15 protein-coding genes are annotated in these 18,385 nt (G+C 65.3%); 3 read left to right on the plus strand and 12 right to left on the minus strand.

The window, feature by feature from the left end:
- Positions 1–171 precede the first annotated feature (171 nt).
- The 9 genes from paaZ to ACTIFE_RS08095 all read right to left on the minus strand — a co-directional run bounded on the left by paaZ (position 172) and on the right by ACTIFE_RS08095 (position 9,411).
- Positions 172–2,238 (minus strand): phenylacetic acid degradation bifunctional protein PaaZ, encoded by a 2,067-nt coding sequence (gene paaZ / locus ACTIFE_RS08055; protein ID WP_439528649.1) that lies wholly within the window; start codon positions 2,236–2,238, stop codon positions 172–174.
- Between the two features lie 26 nt (positions 2,239–2,264).
- Positions 2,265–3,032: a Phenylacetic acid catabolic protein gene (locus ACTIFE_RS08060; RefSeq protein ID WP_439528650.1), complete on the minus strand. Its 768-nt coding sequence runs from the start codon at positions 3,030–3,032 to the stop codon at positions 2,265–2,267.
- Between the two features lie 34 nt (positions 3,033–3,066).
- The gene (gene paaE / locus ACTIFE_RS08065; RefSeq protein WP_439528651.1) at positions 3,067–4,146 is read right to left on the minus strand and encodes a 1,2-phenylacetyl-CoA epoxidase subunit PaaE; all 1,080 of its coding nucleotides are present in this window, start codon (positions 4,144–4,146) and stop codon (positions 3,067–3,069) included.
- Positions 4,147–4,205: 59 nt separating this feature from the next.
- On the minus strand, positions 4,206–4,706 hold the full coding sequence (gene paaD, locus ACTIFE_RS08070) for a 1,2-phenylacetyl-CoA epoxidase subunit PaaD (RefSeq protein ID WP_439528652.1): 501 nt from the start codon (positions 4,704–4,706) through the stop codon (positions 4,206–4,208).
- A 7-nt stretch (positions 4,707–4,713) separates the two neighbouring features.
- A complete protein-coding gene (paaC, locus tag ACTIFE_RS08075; RefSeq protein ID WP_439528653.1) occupies positions 4,714–5,469 on the minus strand; it encodes a 1,2-phenylacetyl-CoA epoxidase subunit PaaC in 756 nt (251 codons plus the stop codon).
- Positions 5,469–5,750 carry a 1,2-phenylacetyl-CoA epoxidase subunit PaaB gene (gene paaB / locus ACTIFE_RS08080; RefSeq protein ID WP_106753251.1) on the minus strand — a complete coding sequence of 94 codons (282 nt, stop codon included), beginning with the start codon at positions 5,748–5,750 and terminating at the stop codon, positions 5,469–5,471. The genes paaC and paaB overlap by 1 nt, the downstream gene beginning before the upstream one ends.
- A gap of 29 nt (positions 5,751–5,779) precedes the next feature.
- Positions 5,780–6,772 carry a 1,2-phenylacetyl-CoA epoxidase subunit PaaA gene (gene paaA, locus ACTIFE_RS08085; protein WP_439528654.1) on the minus strand — a complete coding sequence of 331 codons (993 nt, stop codon included), beginning with the start codon at positions 6,770–6,772 and terminating at the stop codon, positions 5,780–5,782.
- A 55-nt stretch (positions 6,773–6,827) separates the two neighbouring features.
- On the minus strand, positions 6,828–8,033 hold the full coding sequence (gene pcaF / locus ACTIFE_RS08090) for a 3-oxoadipyl-CoA thiolase (RefSeq protein WP_439528655.1): 1,206 nt from the start codon (positions 8,031–8,033) through the stop codon (positions 6,828–6,830).
- A gap of 427 nt (positions 8,034–8,460) precedes the next feature.
- Positions 8,461–9,411: a PaaX family transcriptional regulator C-terminal domain-containing protein gene (locus ACTIFE_RS08095; RefSeq protein ID WP_439528656.1), complete on the minus strand. Its 951-nt coding sequence runs from the start codon at positions 9,409–9,411 to the stop codon at positions 8,461–8,463.
- Between the two features lie 169 nt (positions 9,412–9,580).
- Here ACTIFE_RS08095 and lexA point away from each other — a divergent pair, with 169 nt between their 5' ends.
- Positions 9,581–10,297: a transcriptional repressor LexA gene (gene lexA / locus ACTIFE_RS08100; RefSeq protein ID WP_439528657.1), complete on the plus strand. Its 717-nt coding sequence runs from the start codon at positions 9,581–9,583 to the stop codon at positions 10,295–10,297.
- A 187-nt stretch (positions 10,298–10,484) separates the two neighbouring features.
- Here lexA and ACTIFE_RS08105 read toward each other — a convergent pair whose 3' ends face one another.
- Positions 10,485–12,635, minus strand: coding sequence for a ComEC/Rec2 family competence protein (locus tag ACTIFE_RS08105; RefSeq protein ID WP_439528761.1), 2,151 nt, complete (start codon positions 12,633–12,635; stop codon positions 10,485–10,487).
- A 330-nt stretch (positions 12,636–12,965) separates the two neighbouring features.
- Between ACTIFE_RS08105 and gltX the strand changes: the two genes are divergently transcribed.
- Both gltX and gltA read left to right on the plus strand, forming a co-directional pair.
- On the plus strand, positions 12,966–14,390 hold the full coding sequence (gene gltX / locus ACTIFE_RS08110; RefSeq protein WP_439528658.1) for a glutamate--tRNA ligase: 1,425 nt from the start codon (positions 12,966–12,968) through the stop codon (positions 14,388–14,390).
- A 234-nt stretch (positions 14,391–14,624) separates the two neighbouring features.
- On the plus strand, positions 14,625–15,917 hold the full coding sequence (gene gltA, locus ACTIFE_RS08115) for a citrate synthase (protein ID WP_439528659.1): 1,293 nt from the start codon (positions 14,625–14,627) through the stop codon (positions 15,915–15,917).
- Positions 15,918–16,291: 374 nt separating this feature from the next.
- Here the strand turns inward: gltA and lpxB are convergent, their stop codons facing one another.
- Both lpxB and ACTIFE_RS08125 read right to left on the minus strand, forming a co-directional pair.
- Entirely contained in the window at positions 16,292–17,500 is a 1,209-nt protein-coding gene (gene lpxB / locus ACTIFE_RS08120; RefSeq protein WP_439528660.1) for a lipid-A-disaccharide synthase, read from the minus strand.
- Complete coding sequence (locus tag ACTIFE_RS08125; RefSeq protein WP_439528661.1) at positions 17,500–18,384, minus strand: LpxI family protein; 885 nt, start codon at positions 18,382–18,384, stop codon at positions 17,500–17,502. The genes lpxB and ACTIFE_RS08125 overlap by 1 nt, the downstream gene beginning before the upstream one ends.
- Between the last annotated feature and the right edge of the window lies 1 nt (position 18,385).

The raw sequence follows: 18,385 nt of genomic DNA on the forward strand, positions 1-18,385 counted from the left end.
TGAGCCTCCAAGAGCCAAGCGAAAATACCAGTCAATCAAATGCATAAGTTAGCGCGTATGGGCCTTGTGCCGGGACCCGTCAGGCGCGCACCGCGACACCCCACCAGGTCCCGGCTCAAGGCCGGGACAGCGCGGAGATTGTTTCGCGTGCACCTGACGACCGCCGTTCCCTCAGGCGGCCATGGGCCAGACCTTCGCCACCATCGTCAGCACGTCATACTGGGCCACCACTTCGCTGCGGTGGTTGGTCACTGTAGTGTCCCACCGCACCTCACCATAGTCTGCGCCCTCACGCGGATTGATTTCCTTGCAGGTGAGCGAGACCTGCAGCGTGTCGCCCGGATAGACCGGCGTCAGGAAACGCAATGCGTCGACGCCGTAGTTGGCCAGCACCGGCCCCGGATCGGGCTGCACGAACAGGCCTGCCGCCGCCGAGACGATGTAATAGCCATGCGCGACGCGCCCCTCGAAGAACGGATTGGCCTTGGCCGCCGCCTCGTCCATGTGGGCGTAGAACGTGTCGCCGGTGAACTCGGCGAAATGCTCGATGTCCTCCAGCGTCACCGTGCGGGTGCCGGTCACCAGTGTGTCGCCGATCTCCAGCTCTGCCAGAGACTTGCGGAACGGATGCTCATTGCCGGTCCGGATGGCGGATCCGCGCACCCACTTGCCCGCCACAGCGGTCAGCATGTCCGGAGAGCCCTGAACCGCCGTACGCTGCAGGTAGTGATGCACACCGCGCAGGCCGCCCATTTCCTCCCCGCCACCGGCCCGTCCCGGGCCGCCGTGGATCATCTGCGGCAACGGCGAGCCATGGCCGGTCGAGGACTTGGCCGTGGTCCGGTTGCCGATCAGCACGCGGCCATGCCAGGGCGCAAGGCCCAGCACGGCCTCGCGGGCGAAGCCGCCATCATTGGTGAAGACGGATGAGACCAGGCTGCCCTCACCGCGCGCGGCCAGTTCGATGGCCTCGTCGGTGCTGCGATAGGGCATTACCGTCGCCACCGGACCGAAGGCCTCGACGGAGTGGACCATGGCCGCATCCAGCGGCTGTCCGCAATAGAGCAGAACCGGCGACTGGAACGCGCCCTTGTCCGGATCGCCGGCGATCGGATCGACCGCATCCGGCGTGCCAAAGGCCAGCTCGGCCTCGCGGCAGAGATCCTTGATCCGGCCACGCACTTCCTCGCGCTGCGACAGGCTGGCCAGCGGCCCCATGCGCACGCCCTCGGCGCGCGGATCGCCAATTGTCGTCTTGGCCAGCTTCTCGCCAATCGCCTTGATCACCGCCTCCGACAGGGCTTCCGGCACGATGACGCGGCGGATGGCCGTGCATTTCTGCCCCGACTTCACGGTCATCTCGCGCACGACCTCGCGCACGAACAGGTCGAACTCCTCCGTGCCCGGCACCGCATCCGGGCCAAGCACCGACGCGTTCAGACTGTCGGCCTCCATGGTGAAGCGCACCGAATTGGCGATGATCTCGGGATGCGAGCGCAGCATGCGGCCGGTTGATGCCGAGCCGGTGAAGGTCACGACATCCTGCGCCGTGACATGGTCCAGCATCGAGCCGACCGAACCGGAGACCAGCTGCAACGCGCCTTCAGGCAGCAAGCCGCTGTCGATGATGCGCCGGACCATCAACTCGGTGAGGTAGGCCGTCTGGCTCGCCGGCTTGACGATGGCCGGCATGCCGGCAAGCCAGGTCGGTGCGAGCTTTTCCAGCATGCCCCAGCACGGGAAGTTGTAGGCGTTGATGTGCACCGCCACGCCCTCGAGCGGGCTGAGAATGTGCTGGCCAGCAAAGCTGCCGTCCTTGGACAGGACTTCCGGTTCGCCGTCGATCAGCAGACGCGTGTTGGGCAGCTGGCGGCGGCCAATCGAGGAATAGGCAAACAGCGTGCCGATACCGCCTTCGATGTCGACCCAGCCATCGGTCCGGGTGGCGCCGGTGGCGCTCGACAGGGCGTAGAACTCTTCTTTCGCCTCCATCAGGTGCTTGGCGAGTTCTTTCAGAAGACCGGCGCGCTGGTGATAGGTCATCGCGCGCAGGGCCCTGCCACCGGTTTCCCGGCCATAGGCCAGCATCGCCGCAGTATCGAGACCGGCGGCATCGATGACGGCCACCGGTGCCCCGGTCGAGGCATCGGCCAGCACCTGGCCCTTGCCGGTCCCGGAAACCCAGGCGCCACAGGCGTAACTCTGGAGGCGGCGCGGCGCATCGCTCATAAGGGTCATGTCGTCTCTCTCTTGCAATTCGATGATCAGCCGGCGGCAGGCGCCTGGCTAAGGTCGGTGAAAAGATCGGCCACGTCCTGCTGCCACCGGGCCGCGAGCGTCTCGTTGGGCGTATGGCGCAGGCCAAGACGGGCCAGGCCCTCAAATCGGCTGGACCGCGCGGCTCCGAAGCTGGCGGCCACGCGCGGGTGCCAATAGGCATAGGCCGTCTGGATCGCCGCCATCGCCCCGGGTTCACCCGCCAGCGCCTTCAGTGCCGCAATGCCTGAGGCTGCGTGCCGGGTCTCGACCGCCAGGATCTCCCGCATCACCTCGGCCAGCGGCTGGTAGGAGCAGCGCGCCAGTTCCTCGATCTGCAGCAGGCTCGCCTTGCCCATCAGCACGTTCATGACGACGCTGTCGGTCCAGTCGGTGATCGGGGAATGGAACACCGACAGGCGCATGTCGCCGCCCTGACGGGTCTGGCCGATGTCGGCATCGCGGGACAAGCGCGCGGCCCAGGGGTGCTGCGCGGCATAGCGCCGGATGTCGGCGCCAAAATCGCCCATCACGCTCAGAACCTTGGCCGCATTCTCGAATTTTTCCGCGACAATGCGCGCAGCCGCCGCACGCTGGGCGAGGCCCGGCGCCTCGTTGATCCGGTCGGCAAAGCCGGCGGCCCCCGCCAGTTCGCTGTCGACGAAGCTCGCCATCAGCCGCATCAGCTCGGCCCGGTAGCGCGCAGGCACATTGGCCGGCGACGTCAGCTTGCCACCCTTGGCCAGATAATCGGCCAGTTCCATGTCTTCGCTCATGCTGCCCTCCTCCCGAGGTCCAAGGCCGGATCGCTCACTGGTCGTAATCCACGACCACATGGTCGCTGACGGGGTAGCACTGGCAGGTCAGCACATAGCCGCGCCGCACCTCATAGTCCTCCAGCGCGTAGTTCGCCTCCATCTCCACCTCACCCTCGGTGACAAGGGCACGGCAGGTGGAGCAGACCCCCGCCTTGCAGGCGTAAGGCGCATCAAGGCTCGCCCCCAGCGCAGCATCGAGCAAGCTCTGGCCCTTGCGCGGCATTTCGATCACCCGCGTTGCCCCGTCGACGGTGATGGTGGCCCGGCAGATATCACCGGCAGCGCGGGCGGCGTCGGCCGCTTCCGCACGCTGCTTCGCCCGTCCCGGCTGGCCGGAGGCAAACAGTTCGAACTTGATCCGGTCCTCAGGCAGCCCGTTCTCCTTCAGCGCGGCCGAGACGGCCAGCATCATCGGTTCGGGACCGCAGATGAAGGCCATATCGGCCTTGGCCACGTTGACCCAGGTGCCGAACAGCGTCTTGCACTTCTCAGCATCCAGCCGGCCGGAAAACAGGTCGATGTCCTGCGACTCGCTCTCCAGGATATGGATGATGTTGAGCCGGCCAAGATAGGTGTTCTTGAGATCCTCAAGCTCCTCGCGGAACATGATCGCGTTGATTGACCGGTTGCCGTAAACGAGCGTGAAGTCCGACTTCGGCTCTTCCGCCAGCACCGTCTTCAGGATCCCCAGCACCGGCGTGATGCCCGAGCCGCCGGCAAAGCCGAGATAGGATTTCGGCCGCGCAGGCTCGATCGGCGCATGGAACGTGCCCATCGGCGGCATGGCCTCAAGCACTGTGCCTGCCGTCAGCTCGTCATTGACCCAGGAGGAGAAGGCCCCGCCATCGACCCGCTTGATGCCGACCTTCAAGGCCCCCTCGCCGCGCGCGGCGCAGATGGAATAGGAGCGGCGCAGCTCTTCCCCGTCAAAGTCGCGGCGGAAGGTGAGATATTGCCCGGCAAGGAAATCGAAGGCCGCGCGGTCCTCCTCACGCGGCACCAGCGTCAGCACCACGGCGTCGCGCGTTTCGCGCCGCACCTCGGTCACGCTCAGGGGATAGAACTGCGCCATGTCGCGCTCCTCCTAAAGTCCGCTCGTCAGGCCTGTTGCACGGGGCCCGGCTGAGCCGGTCAGATGCACTTGAAGTAATCGAAGGGTTCCAGGCAGTCGCGGCAGCGGTATCCGGCCTTGCAGGGCGTGGAGCCGAAGCGGCTGACCATTTCCGTGTTGGACGAGCCGCAGCGCGGGCAGGCGACCACCGGGTTCGACAGCACGCCACCGCCACAGGACGAGCCTGCCACCGGCGGGGCAATGCCGTAATCCGTCAGCTTCGCCCGTCCCTCGGCGCTGATCCAGTCTGTGGTCCAGGCTGGGGACAGCTGGCGCTCGAGGCGGAGATCGGCGATGCCGTGATCGCGCAGCGCCCTCTCGATCTCGAAGTTGATGACGCTGGTCGCCGGGCAGCCCGAATAGGTCGGCGTCACCTTCACCACCAGCGTCCCGTCCTGCCAGCTGACATCGCGGATGATGCCGAGATCGACCAGCGAGATGACCGGGATTTCCGGGTCCGGCACGTCAGACAGCCAGCTCCAGATCTCCTCGACAGCAGGATGAAACGGCGCTGTTGTCATCGCTGCCTCACCAGGTCGCGGTCGGATAGGCCCGCTGCAGGAACTGCATTTCGGCCAGGATGTAGCCCAGGTGTTCGCTGTGCAGCCCGCGCTTGCCGCCCTTGTGCATGTAGCCGGAGGCCGGCTTGGCAAGGGTTGCCTGCGTCAAGGTTGCCTCCACATGGGCGTGCCAGGCGGCCGCAACGGGGTCAAGGTCAGGGGCAAGCCCTGCCTCGCAAAGCGCGGCATCGACCTCGTCCGCGACCAGCATCTCGCCCGTGTAAGGCCACAGTTCGTTCAGTGCGGCCTGCATGCGCGCATGGCTTTCCGGCGTGCCGTCGCCGAGCGAGATCACCAGATCGGCGCTGCGGGCGATGTGATAGGACACTTCCTTCAGCGCCTTTTCGGCAATCCCGGCCACGCGGCTGTCGCTGGAGGCGGTCAGCCCCTGCAGCATCGGATAGTGCCAGGCATCAAACAGATACTGCCGCATCAGGGTGTGGCCGAAGTCGCCGTTCGGGCGTTCAGCAATCAGCAAGTTGCGATAGGCACCCTGATCGCGGCGGTAGGCCAGTTCGTCAGCCGAACGGCCCTCGCCCTCAACCTCGGCGGCAAGTCCCAGCCAGAGCTGGGTCTGGCCAACCAGATCCAGCGCGATGTTGGCAAGGCCGATGTCCTCTTCCAGCACCGGCGCATGGCCGATCCATTCCGAGGTGCGCTGCGCCAGGACAAGGCACGTGTCGCCCATCCTGAGGCACAGATCGAAAAGCGGCAGGTCGCTCATCACATCGCTCCGACTTCTTCGGGAATGTCAAAGAAGGTCGGGTGGCGATAGGCCTTGCTGTTCGAAGGATCGAACAGCGGGCCCTTGTCGCCCGGCGCGCTGGCGGCGATGTGGCGGGTTTCCACCACCCAGATGCTGACGCCCTCGTTGCGGCGAGTATAGACGTCCCGCGCGGCCATGATCGCCTTTTCGGCGTCCGGCGCATGCAGGCTGCCGACGTGACGATGCGACAGGCCATGCTGTCCGCGGATGAAGACTTCCCAGAGCGGCCATTCGTTCATGGACGTTTCTCCCTCGTATGCGCGTCGGTTCAGGCTGCAGCCTTTGCGGCATTCTTCTTGCGGGCATGGGCCAGCAGGCCTTCCCGGTACCAGGCGCCGTCGTCCCAGGCCTTGACCCGGGCGGCGAGCCGTTCCTTGTTGCAGGGACCGTTGCCCTTGATCACTTCGTAGAATTCGGTCCAGTCGATCTCGCCGAAGTCGTAGCCGCCCTTTTCCTCGTTCCACTTCAGGTCCGGATCGGGGATCTTCAGGCCAAGGTATTCGGCCTGCGGCACGGTCTGGTCGACGAACTTCTGGCGCAGTTCGTCGTTGGAATTGATCTTGATCTTCCAGGCCATGGACTGGGCGGAATGCACCGAGTCCGCGTCGGACGGGCCGAACATCATCAGCGCCGGCCACCACCAGCGATTGATCGAATCCTGCGCCATTTCCAACTGCTCCGGCGTACCCTGCCGGCACATCTTCACCAGCGCATCATAGCCCTGGCGCTGATGGAAGCTCTCTTCCTTGCAGATGCGGATCATCGCCCGGCTGTAGGGACCGAAGGAGCAGCGCTGCAGCGGCACCTGGTTCATGATCGCCGCGCCGTCCACCAGCCAGCCGATCATGCCGACATCGGCCCAATTCAGCGTCGGATAGTTGAAGATCGAGGAATATTTGGCCTTGCCGGAGTGCAGCTGCTCCAGAAGCTCGTCGCGTGAGATGCCAAGCGTCTCGGCGGCGCAGTAGAGATAAAGGCCGTGCCCGGCCTCGTCCTGCACCTTGGCCAGCAGGATCGCCTTGCGCTCCAGCGTCGGCGCGCGGCTGATCCAGTTGGCTTCCGGCAGCTGGCCGACGATTTCCGAATGGGCATGCTGCGAGATCTGCCGGATCAGCGTCTTGCGGTAGCCCTCCGGCATCCATTCCTTGGGCTCGATCTTGATGCCCGCGTCGATCCGCTGCTGGAAGGCGCGCTCGTCGGCGTCCATCTCATCCAGTGTCTTCACGCTGTTGGCGTCGGTCTTCACCATCTGTGCGTACATATGCGTCCTCCAGAAGCCTGAATTGACCTTGCGGGGCCGGACTGGCCCCCGTTTCTCACACCCGTTCGAGGATCAGGGCGATGCCCTGCCCGACACCGATACACATGGTGCAGAGCGCATAGCGTCCCTGCACGCGCTGCAACTGATAGGCGGCCGTCGTCACCAGCCGCGCGCCGCTCATGCCGAGCGGATGGCCAAGCGCAATGGCCCCGCCGTTCGGATTGACATGGGGCGCATCGTCGGCAAGTCCAAGCTGGCGCAGCACCGCCAGCGCCTGCGCCGCGAAAGCCTCGTTCAGCTCGATCACATCCATCTGGTCCAGCGTCAGACCAGCCTTGGCCAGAACCCGGCGCACCGCCGGCACCGGACCGATGCCCATGACGCGCGGCTCGACACCGGCCGCAGCCATGGCGACAACCCGCGCCATCGGCGTCAGGCCGTGGCGGGCCGAAGCTGCTTCGCTCGCCAACATCAGCGCGGCGGCGCCATCATTGACGCCGGAGGCATTGCCTGCCGTTACGGTCAGCTCTGGACCATTGACGCCCTTGAGCTTGGCAAGCTGCTCGGCCGTCGTGCCCGGGCGCGGATGCTCGTCAACCGAAACGGTAAGCACCTCGCCCTTGGGCCGCGCGACCTCGACGGGCGCAATCTCCTGCGCAAAAAGCCCCTGATCCTGCGCACTGGCCCAGCGGGCCTGGCTGCGGGCGGCAAAGGCGTCCTGATCCGCACGGGCGATGTTGAAATCCACCGCAACATTGTCCGCCGTTTCCGGCATGGAGTCGATGCCGAAGGCAGCCTTCATCTTCGGGTTGACGAAGCGCCAGCCGATGGTGGTGTCGTAAACTGCGGAACTGCGGGAAAAGGCCGCATCAGCCTTCGGCATCACGAAGGGCGCCCGCGACATGCTCTCGACGCCGCCGGCCAGCACAAAATCATAGTCGCCAGCCCGGATGCCCCGCGCGGCCATGCCGACCGCATCCATGCCCGAGCCGCAGAGACGGTTGACCGTGGTGCCAGGCACCGATACCGGCAGCCCGGCCAGCAGCCCGGCCATGCGAGCAACGTTGCGATTGTCTTCGCCGGCCTGGTTGGCACAGCCGTAAATGATGTCCTCGACGGCACTCCAGTCGAGATCAGGGTGGCGCGACACAAGGGCGGCCAGCGGCGCGGCGGCCAGATCGTCAGCGCGGACGGACGACAGCGCCCCGCCATAGCGGCCAATCGGCGTGCGGACTGCGTCGCAGATAAAGGCGTCGGACATCCACTTCCTCCCTCAGAAGCGTCCCAGAAACTGTCACGCGGGCCTGCTCAGACCTGCCGGCGACCGAGATCCGAGCCTCACCCTCAATTCATCGACCGCACGGTCACCATATGCATAGTTTCATCACGCCGCAACAGCTATTTTCGATATTCTTGTGACGCGTTGCGGTATGGCTGTGCTCCTTCAGCGAAAATCCGTACCGGCCTCCACCAAAGGAACGAGGCCCACGGACTTGAACCGGCCGTTCAGTGCCCCCATTTCAGGTGTGTGGTTTCCAAGGTCAGAAACCTCCCGGACAGGCGATCCCGCTCCCCGCAACCCTCGGCGGGATTGCCTGCCTCCCCTTTCCAGAGTCTCGCTCTCAAGAAAATACGCCAACGGCAAGCCATGCCGCAGCACGCCGGACCTGAATCAACCGGTCTTCACGTCAGGATGAAACGCCCGCAAGCCGCGCCTGCCGCTCCAGCACCTCAGGCGGCGTTGCCGTGAGTGCGCCGCCAAGGCCGGCAAAACTGGCGACATGCGCATCAGCGGCGGCACTCAACGCCAGATAGGTCCGGGCAAAAAGGGCCCTCGCCCGCTCGCCGGCCCAGTCGTCCGGCAACGCCGGCCGCGCAAGCCCCGGATCACGCAAGGCCAGGGCACGGAAGCCATGCACCAGCAACAGCCTTGCAGACAGGGCACTCAGCCCGTCCGTCAGTCGCTCCCCTTGGGCGAGCAGCTGAGCCAGCGGCGAGAACCGGGCCATGAACGCATCATATCCCGCTTCCAGCTCGCCAAGGTTCCAGACCCTGCGCACAGCCGCGCGCAGCGCCGCGCCGTCAGTCAGATCACCGGGCGCAACCGCAAGCCGGGCCCATCCGGCGGGCACTGGACGCTCACCGATGGCCAGCGCCAGCCCGTCACCCAGCCGAACGAAGCCTGCCGCCTCCAGCCCGGCGTCGACAGTGGCTGCATCACTTTCCCCACCGCGCAGGGCCAGCGTGAACCCGAGCTCACCTGCCCCTGCCGACAGCGTATAAAGCCGCGCAGCAGCGGCACTGAACTCGGCCCGCGCCGCATCGGTAAGCCCATAATAGCCAAGCCGCCCGACCCGGGTGCCTTCAAGCCGCCCGGTAGCGACAAGCCGCGAGGCGGCCGTGCGCACCAGCGTTTCACTGATCCCGACACGGGCGCAGGCCTCGATCACATTGCCGACCCACAATGATCCACCGCGCGGCACCACCACATCGCCATACAGAGTGACGATGAAGGCCCCGGCGCGCAAAGGCCGCCGGCCAGCAAACTCCTCGACCAGACGGTCGACCGCGGCCGCCGCCGAGCCCGGGGCGCCAGACGCAATTTGGGGCGTTGTGTTCATCTGCATCGGCTCGGGCATGGCAACGGAGATCCGGTCATTTGCCCTTTCCTAGCCGCAGTTGGTCTCCCCGTCCATGACCCCATCACGCGGAACATCCCGCTAACTTCGCCTTAAGACTTGTGGAACACAGTGAGAACGAGTAATCTGCGTTCATGATTTGTACCGCCTCCCGCCACGGGGATTCGCCATGCTGACCCGCAAGCAACACGAACTGCTCATGTTCATCCATGAGCGCCTGAAGGAAAGCGGCGTTCCGCCCTCCTTCGACGAGATGAAGGACGCGCTCGACCTCAGGTCGAAGTCGGGCATTCACCGGCTGATCACCGCGCTCGAGGAACGGGGCTTCATTCGACGTTTGCCGAACCGCGCCCGCGCCATGGAAGTGGTGCGCCTGCCGGACTCCATGTCGCCAGGGCTTGCCGCCCCGCGCGGCAAGGGATTTTCGCCATCCGTGATCGAGGGATCGCTCGGCAAGACCCAGCCTCCCCCACCCGCCCGGTCCGAGCCAGAAACCGTCAGCGGCATGACCAGCATTCCGGTCATGGGCCGGATTGCCGCCGGTGTTCCGATCGAGGCAATCCAGACCCACAGCCATACCATCAACGTGCCCCAGGACATGCTGGGGCGGGGCGAGCATTTCGCGCTGGAAGTGCGCGGCGATTCGATGATCGAGGCTGGCATTCTCGACGGTGATACGGTGCTGATCCGCCGGACGGACGCGGCCGAAAGCGGCGACATTGTCGTGGCGCTCGTCGATGACGAGGAAGCGACGCTGAAGCGGCTGCGCAAGAAGGGCGCCTCCATCGCGCTGGAAGCGGCCAACCCGGCCTATGAGACCCGCATCTTCGGCCCCGGCCGGGTTCGGGTTCAGGGCAAGCTGGTGGCGCTGTTCCGCCAGTATTGAGCCAGATGCAAATGCTGCAGCGCCGGCGCTGCCTGCGAGCCGGGAAGTAGCTGGAGCCGTCCGCCGTTTTCAGGCTGCGTCGGCGTTGCCACTGGTTCTGCTGGCCTTGGTCGTCGGTGTGGTTGTGGTCGTGGGTGTGGTTGTGGGCGTGAATCCACCAGCACACTCCGCCCGCTCGTGCAGAAGATCAGCGCGGCGCATCCGGGTCCGGTCCCGTCACCGGGAGCTGCCAGGGCCGCGTGCCACCGGGGCGGCTGTAGCGAATATGCGAAACCCTTGTTTCACCGGCGACGGTCTCCAGCCACAGCGCGGCCCCACCGAGACGGCGGCTGCCACCGTCGAGGATCAGCGGAGCAGTGCAGTTGGGGGGGGCCGTCAGGCCGGTTACCAGGATGTCAGCGGCAAGGCAGTCGCTTTCAAGAGCATCAGGCTTGCGCGGCATCGCAATGTGCAGCGGTGGCGGATGACTGGAGAGCGTTTTTCCTTTGGCCGGCCCGGTGTCCATCAGGCTGCCTGCAGGAGACCGGCTCCTGGCCGGTGGATAGGCCGCAACGACACAGCCGAGAGGATCGCAGCTGGCCTGGTCGGCGCTCTGTCGATGACTGGCGAACCGGCGCTCGGGCACGCCTTCGCCGGTGAGCCAGACTTCAGCGCTGAACCCGATCCGGCCGCCGGTGATGCGCAACGTTCCGTCCCGGTCCCGCGCCGCGATCTGGGTGCCGCGATCACTGACATAGATGTCAGGCGGGCGGTCAAGGCCCCACAGGATCAGGCCAACCAGAGCCGGGCCGACGGCAAGCAGCCGCTGCAGACCTTCGGCGAGAAACGCCCAGAATACAGCAACTGTCAGCAGAAGCCCGGCAAGGGCTGGCAATTGGCCGATGACCCCGTCGCTGTCGCTGAGGCTGGCCGTGAAGCTGGCCGCAGCCAGCATGAAGGCGATCCCCTGGCCCATCACGGTGAGAGCAGGAGCTGCAAGGCCGAGTGGCTGCATCAGGAAGGCCGCCACTCCGGCAGGCATGATGACCATGGAGACGGCTGGCATGGCCAGAAGATTGCCGAGAAGTCCGTAAGGCGCCAGCCGATCAAAATGGTGAGCCGCGATGATGCCGGTGGCAAGGCCGGCGATCAACGAGGTCGCTGAAATGCCGCACCCCCAGGTCCATAAGCGGTGAACCAGGTGGCGCAGCAGCCCGTGGTCGGACGGCCTGCGCCGGCCGGCGCGGGCGCGTGACCAGCGCCCGTAGTCGCCATAGGCCGCGATCAGGCAGATCACGGCAGCGTAGGACATCTGGAAGCCTGGCGCGAAAAGCTCCTCCGGCCTCAGGGCCAGCAGCAGCAGCCCTGACAGCGCGACACTCCTCAGGCTGAGCCCCCGCCGGCCGGTCATCAGGCCAATGAACACCAGCCCGATCATCAGATAGGAGCGCTGGGTGGCAATGCTTGCCCCCGACAGGAGCAGGTAGCAGGTGGCGGCCAGCAGCGCGGCCGCGGCAGCAAAGCGGGAAATCGGCAGGCGAAGGGCAAGCGTTGGAAACAGGGCGAGCCCGCCAAGGACGACCGCATACATGCCACCGGCAAAGAGCGCCATATGCAGGCCGGAAATCGACAGGACGTGCGACAGGCCGGCCTCGCGCAGGTCCGCTTCAGCCTGGCGCGAGATTTCGCCGCGCAGGCCGACGAGCAGCGCGGCGGAGATGGCGCTCTCATCCCCCTTGCCAAGGGCCGCATCGGCCTCTTGCGCCACATCGATCCGAAGCTTCTGGATCGCGGCCATGAAAGACAGCCAGGCACCGGGTGGACCCAAGTCAATCCGCTCAGGTGCCCCGAAGACAAAGCCAGTGGCCCCTATACCACGAAAATAAGCGGCGAAGGCAAAGTCATAGCCTCCGGGGCGAACCGGTCCGGAGGGCGGCAGCAGGCGTGCCCTCAGGCGGACGCCCTCCCCCGGCAGGAGGTCGCCTCCGCTTGTTCCCCGCAAGGACAGCCGGACGCGGCGCGGCATCGCCTGGCGGCCAAGGCCCTCCGCAGAAGATAGCTCCATCACCAACTGGCTGCCGGCGGCGGTCGGAACCCGCTCGATCACCCGGCCGGTCAGGGTCGCGCTGCGCGGCAGTTCCAGCACCGGCGCGGCGACGCTGGCTGTACGCCAGGCTCCTGCCGCAACGCCGCAGAACAGCGCCAGGGCAAGCAAGGCTGCCGGCGGCAAGCGTCCCTGGCGGTGCGCAACAGTTGCGGCGAGGAGCCCGCCGCCGGCAAGGCAAAGCAGAAGGGCCAGGGAGGGCTCAGCCGGCAACTGGAAATAGAGCGCGATCCCGGCTGCGAAGGCAAAGGCCACATGCAACAGCCGGTGATCCTCGGCTATGCGGCCGGACGGGCGGCTTCTGTCCTCCCTGGCTGGTTGCCTGCGTGCCGCAAGTGTCGTCCACAGCCGATTCGCTGTTGCGGTTGCCCTGGTGGAAGAAAAGGATAACCGGGACGCCGTTGAAGTGCTGGGCGGGGCGTCATCCACCGCCGCAATCCCGGTCTCGCTGCCGTCCCCGCGCTGCATGGCAGCCCTCGAACTGGCCCGGTTTGCCCGTCCGCCTGCCTGTGCTAAACACCGCAGCAGTCTCGCGCTGGCCCCCGGGCCCTCGCCTCACCTTGACAGAGAACCATCCCCAAGACCATGGCCGACCAGATCATCACCCGCTTCGCGCCCTCCCCGACTGGCTACCTGCACATCGGCGGCGCCCGTACGGCCCTTTTCAACTGGCTTTTCTCGCAGCGCCACGGCGGCAAGATGCTGCTGCGCATCGAGGATACCGACCGCGCCCGCTCCACCACGGCAGCGGTGGATGCCATTCTCGATGGCCTGACCTGGCTTGGTCTTTCCTGGGACGGCGAGCCGGTATCGCAGTTTGGCCGCGTCGCCCGCCACCAGGAAGTGGTCACCGAGATGCTGGCCCGCGGCACCGCTTACAAGTGCTACTGCACGCCGCAGGAACTGGACGAGATGCGCGAGAAGGCCCGGGCCGAAGGTCGTCCGCCGCGCTATGACGGGCGCTGGCGCGAGCGCGACGCCTCCGAGGCACCGGAGGGCGTGGCCCCGGCCATCCGCCTGCGTGCGCCGCTGGACGGCGAAACCGTGATTGATGATCAGGTGCAAGGCCGCGTCGTATTCCCGAACAAGGACCTCGACGATCTCGTGCTGCTGCGCTCCGACGGCATTCCAACCTACATGCTGGCCGTGGTGGTCGATGACCACGACATGGGGGTCACCCATATCATCCGCGGCGATGATCACCTGACCAACGCCGCCCGCCAGAAGCTGATCTACGAGGCCATGGACTGGGCCGTGCCGGTGATGGCGCATATCCCGCTGATCCACGGTCCGGACGGGGCGAAGCTGTCCAAGCGGCATGGCGCGCTGGGGGCCGAAGCCTACCGGGCCATGGGCTATCTGCCGGCGGCCATGCGCAACTATCTCGCACGCCTCGGCTGGAGCCATGGCGACAGCGAGATCATGTCCACGGACGAGATGATCGCCTGGTTCGGACTGGAGTCTGTCGGCAAGTCGCCGTCCCGGTTCGACTTCAAAAAGCTGGAGAATCTCAACGGCCACTACATGCGGGCGACGCCGGACGCCGAGTTGCTGGTGCACTGGAAGGCCTGCCTCGCCCATGTCGAAAGCGGCCAGAGCGTGCTCGACTGGATGGCGGCCCCTGGCAACGAGGCAAAGGTGCTCGCCGCCCTGCCCGGCCTCAAGGAACGCGCCAAGACGCTGGTCGAACTGACAGACAGTGCTTCCTACCTGTGGCGCATGCGGCCTCTCGACATTGAAGACAAGGCTGCCGCACTTCTGGATGCCGATGGCAAGGCGATTCTCTCTGGTCTTCTGCCCCATCTGGCCGCAGACGCGGAGTGGTCGCTTGCCAGCACGGAAGCCATCGTCAAGGCCTTTGCTGAGACCGAGGGCCTCAAGCTGGGCAAGGTGGCACAGCCGCTCCGCGCAGCGCTGACGGGTCGGGCAACCTCCCCGGGGATCTATGACGTGCTGGTTGTGCTGGGCAAGGATGAGGCATTGGGCCGCATCGCTGATCAAACCCGCTAATCCACATCGGCAGAGTGCTGCATACTTTCGTATACATTTAGGGCGAGTTGCGGCGTTTCGGCGCTGTGACCCGCCTCCGGCAGCACAGCATGCGCTTGCGGCCCCCCCCCAAATGGGATACGCAATCCGAGGCTATTTCTCTGGCCGCGAGAGCATCGGTGCAGTTTCCAAGGACTGGCCAGGCGTACCCAACGCCAGGATGCAGCGGCAGTTCCAGACAAGGGGGTTACCTGAATGGGCGACACGAAAGCCAACCTGACCATCGGTGGCACCAGCCGCGAATATTCTGTGCTCGACGGTACAATCGGTCCGTCGGTCGTGGACATCTCGTCCCTGTACAAGGACACGGGCATGTTCACCTACGATCCGGGCTTCACGTCCACGGCATCGTGCGAATCGAAGATCACCTATATCGACGGCGATGAAGGCACCCTGCTCTATCGCGGTTATCCGATCGAACAGCTCGCCGACCACGGCGACTTCCTGGAATCCTGTTACCTGCTGCTGTATGGCGAACTGCCGACCCGGCCGCAGAAAGAGGACTTCGTGAACCGTGTGACCAAGCACACGATGATTCACGAACAGATGAGCCGCTTCTTCACCGGATTCCGCCGCGACGCACACCCGATGGCGGTGATGGTCGGCGTGGTTGGCGCCCTGTCGGCGTTCTATCATGACTCGACGGACATCGCTGATCCGCATCAGCGGATGGTTGCCTCGATCCGCATGATCGCAAAGATGCCGACCATTGCGGCGATGGCCTACAAGTATCACATCGGCCAGCCCTTCGTTTACCCGAAGAACGACCTCGATTACTCGGCCAACTTCCTGCACATGTGCTTCGCGGTGCCTTGCGAGGAATACAAGGTGAACCCGGTTCTGGCCCGCGCCATGGACCGCATCTTTATCCTGCATGCCGACCATGAGCAGAATGCCTCGACCTCGACCGTGCGTCTGGCCGGTTCGTCGGGTGCAAATCCGTTCGCCTGTATCGCAGCGGGCATTGCCTGCCTGTGGGGCCCGGCGCATGGCGGTGCCAACGAGGCAGCGCTCAACATGCTGACCGAGATCGGCACTGTGGATCGCATCCCCGAGTTCATTGCCCGCGCCAAGGACAAGAACGATCCGTTCCGTCTGATGGGCTTCGGTCACCGGGTCTACAAGAACTACGACCCGCGCGCCCGTATCATGCAGAAGACGACGCATGAGGTTCTGGCCGAACTCGGCATCAAGGACGACCCGCTTTTGGACGTCGCGATGGAACTGGAGCGCATTGCGCTCAGCGACGAATATTTCGTCAGCAAGAAGCTCTATCCGAACATCGACTTCTACTCGGGCATCACCTTGCGCGCCCTCGGCTTCCCGCCGCACATGTTCACCGTGCTGTTCGCTCTTGCCCGCACCGTGGGCTGGATCGCGCAGTGGAAGGAAATGGTGGAAGATCCGGGTCAGCGCATCGGCCGTCCGCGCCAGCTCTATACCGGCGCACCGCAGCGGGACTATGTCCCGGTGGAACAGCGCCGCTGATCAACCCGCAAGAGCTTGAGACAGACTGAGAGACAAGGGGCGGCCAATGGCCGCCCCTCTGAGCTTGATGACAGACCTCGACCTCACCGAAGTCATCCCGCCAAGCGAAGCGCCGAGCCGGGACAGGGGAGCTGCGGCCACTATGTTTCAATGAGTTATCCCAGGAGAGACCTTGGCTCTCCGATCCCGGGTCTCCGCTCCGCTGCGCCCGGGATGACGATGGAGGGCATGTCAGCAGTCTGAGGGGTGGCCAATGGCCGCCCCTTTTCCGTTTGTCGATCACTCGTCTGCGCCTGCGCCATAGTCATCGCGGGCACCACGCAGGGACGACATAGGTGAGTGGTGGCGCATCCGGGTTCCACCGCGCCGACCGGTCAGGCGCGGCCGATCAGGTCCAGGACCAGATGTGCCGCCGTGCTGCTCTGGCTGTGGCCGTCGGGAAGTCGCATGGCGGTATCGAGATCGGTGAAGGCGTCAACCTGGACCTGCCGCTCCGGCGAGGAGGCAAGCAGCCTGTCCACCACGTCGACAAGCTGCTCCGGTGCTGCTGCTTCATCCAGAAACTCAGGGACGACATTTCGCCCCAGAATGATGTTCGGCAACACCATCGAGGAAACGGACGCGATCGGGAAGATCCGATGGATCTGTTTCAGGCGGCGATAGAACCAGTCGAGGCGGTAGCAGATCGCCATCGGGATACCGGAGGCCGCCAGTTCCAGGGAGACGGTGCCCGAAGCGGCCAGCGCAGCATGGGCGCGGCGGAACGCGGTGAATTTGGCCACCTCTCCCTCAACCACCGTTACATTGACCGGCCAGGTGGAGACTGTGGACCGGATGCGGGCCGCCAGATGCGGGACAGCCGGCAACAGGATCTCAAGGCCAGGACGACGGGCCAGAAGCAGGTCCGCTGTCTTGCCGAAGTCCTCCAGCAGCATGTCAACTTCACTGCGGCGGCTGCCAGGCAGAAGCAGAAGCACATCGGAGCCGCTGCCGAGCAGTGCTCTCTCGCCGGGGCCGGGGCGCAGTTCCGCGACACGCTCGATCAGGGGGTGTCCGACATAGAAGGTCGTCGGCCCACCAAGACGGCGATGCGCCTCGGGCTCAAACGGCAGCAGGGCAAGAAGGCGGTCGACATAGACGCTCATCTTCTTGGCCCGGCCGGGACGCCAGGCCCAGACCGAGGGAGAAACGTAATCGACAATGGGAATATGCGGCGCACGCTTGCGGACCCGCTTTGCGACATTGTGAGTGAAGTCAGGGCTATCAATGATGACGAGAACATCAGGCTTCGCCGCGACCGCAGCATCCACCGTCTGGTAGACCCGTTTCACAATGCTTGGCAGTCGGGCCAGCACCGCTGTGAGCCCCATGACGGCGATGTCGGCCAGAGGAAACAGGCTGACGAGCCCTTGCTGGCCCATGCGATCGCCGCCGACACCGGCAAACTCGATCTCTCCGGGGTATTGCTGCTTCAGGGCCTGCATCAGTTTGGCGCCCAGTGCGTCGCCAGATTCCTCGCCGGCGACTAGAAATACGCGCAATGGTTGACCGTGTCCGGTACCGGCCAGAGTTGGGGACGTCATCACGCTTGTTCCTCAGCTTCCTGTGGCCGGGCGAGACCATATACGAACAGGCCGGAAGCACGGGCGGCGGCAAGCGTTGCGGCCCGACCAGCAATCAGTGACCGGCCCGCTTCAACAGCAATTCCAGCAAGACCGGCGGCGCGGGCCAGATCAATCGTACGCGGACCAATTGCCGGAAGATCCACGCGCAGGTCCTGTCCCGGCTTGGCAGCCTTGACAAGGACACCAAACGCCCCTTTCGCCCGAACCCGGCCGTTGGCGCGCAGGTCGGCGCAGCGCTGCAACATTGCATCGGTGCCTTCCGCCCCTTCCAGTGCGATCACGCGCCCACCGACCGCCACCGCAGCCTGGCCGATATCCAGCTCGCCCAGCCTGCGGACGGCCTGATAGGCCAGATGCATGTCCTCGCTGCTGCCGACATCCAGCGCGCCGCCACTTATGACCCCGCCCGATGCAAGAAGCCCGGGGGCAACCTCTGCAACGCCGACAACCTGCAGATTTTCGCCCTCGAAAATGCGAATGACGCGGGTCAGTAGGCTGTCGTCCCCACCGACCATCGCCTTCACGATGGTTGGCAGCCGGCGCATGGTGCCGAGATCTCCGAGAATCGAAGTGAAGTCCGGACGCCGTGTGATGCCGCCGATGAGGATGACCCGGTCACAGCCGGCCGCATGCAGCGCCTTGAACAACTGGCCGATCTGGCCCCAGCCGAGCTCATAGTCAGCCTGTGCGGCAAGAGCTGGTTCCGTCTCACCCTTGATGGCAATGGTGAGCACGGGTTCGCCGCGTGCCTTGAGATCGGCGAGGATTTCCAGCGGCAGTTGGCCCCCGCCGGCGATAAGACCGAGCGGTGCCCGGCCTCCAGCTGCGGCGCCTGGGGTCATC

This window comes from Pannonibacter sp. (genome assembly GCF_051860505.1).
In the GTDB taxonomy this organism is placed as follows: domain Bacteria; phylum Pseudomonadota; class Alphaproteobacteria; order Rhizobiales; family Stappiaceae; genus Pannonibacter.

Bases quoted from the DNA above. Each gene is read 5' to 3' on its own strand.
- paaZ (WP_439528649.1), bottom strand. From the start codon at position 2,238: ATGACCCTTATGAGCGATGCGCCGCGCCGCCTCCAGAGTTACGCCTGT.
- paaE (WP_439528651.1), bottom strand. From the start codon at position 4,146: ATGGCGCAGTTCTATCCCCTGAGCGTGACCGAGGTGCGGCGCGAAACG.
- gltA (WP_439528659.1), top strand. From the start codon at position 14,625: ATGGGCGACACGAAAGCCAACCTGACCATCGGTGGCACCAGCCGCGAA.
- lpxB (WP_439528660.1), bottom strand. From the start codon at position 17,500: ATGACGTCCCCAACTCTGGCCGGTACCGGACACGGTCAACCATTGCGC.
- ACTIFE_RS08095 (WP_439528656.1), bottom strand. From the start codon at position 9,411: ATGCCCGAGCCGATGCAGATGAACACAACGCCCCAAATTGCGTCTGGC.
- ACTIFE_RS08125 (WP_439528661.1), bottom strand. From the start codon at position 18,384: ATGACCCCAGGCGCCGCAGCTGGAGGCCGGGCACCGCTCGGTCTTATC.
- paaC (WP_439528653.1), bottom strand. From the start codon at position 5,469: ATGAGCGACCTGCCGCTTTTCGATCTGTGCCTCAGGATGGGCGACACG.
- ACTIFE_RS08060 (WP_439528650.1), bottom strand. From the start codon at position 3,032: ATGAGCGAAGACATGGAACTGGCCGATTATCTGGCCAAGGGTGGCAAG.
- paaD (WP_439528652.1), bottom strand. From the start codon at position 4,706: ATGACAACAGCGCCGTTTCATCCTGCTGTCGAGGAGATCTGGAGCTGG.
- lexA (WP_439528657.1), top strand. From the start codon at position 9,581: ATGCTGACCCGCAAGCAACACGAACTGCTCATGTTCATCCATGAGCGC.
- gltX (WP_439528658.1), top strand. From the start codon at position 12,966: ATGGCCGACCAGATCATCACCCGCTTCGCGCCCTCCCCGACTGGCTAC.
- paaA (WP_439528654.1), bottom strand. From the start codon at position 6,772: ATGTACGCACAGATGGTGAAGACCGACGCCAACAGCGTGAAGACACTG.
- paaB (WP_106753251.1), bottom strand. From the start codon at position 5,750: ATGAACGAATGGCCGCTCTGGGAAGTCTTCATCCGCGGACAGCATGGC.
- pcaF (WP_439528655.1), bottom strand. From the start codon at position 8,033: ATGTCCGACGCCTTTATCTGCGACGCAGTCCGCACGCCGATTGGCCGC.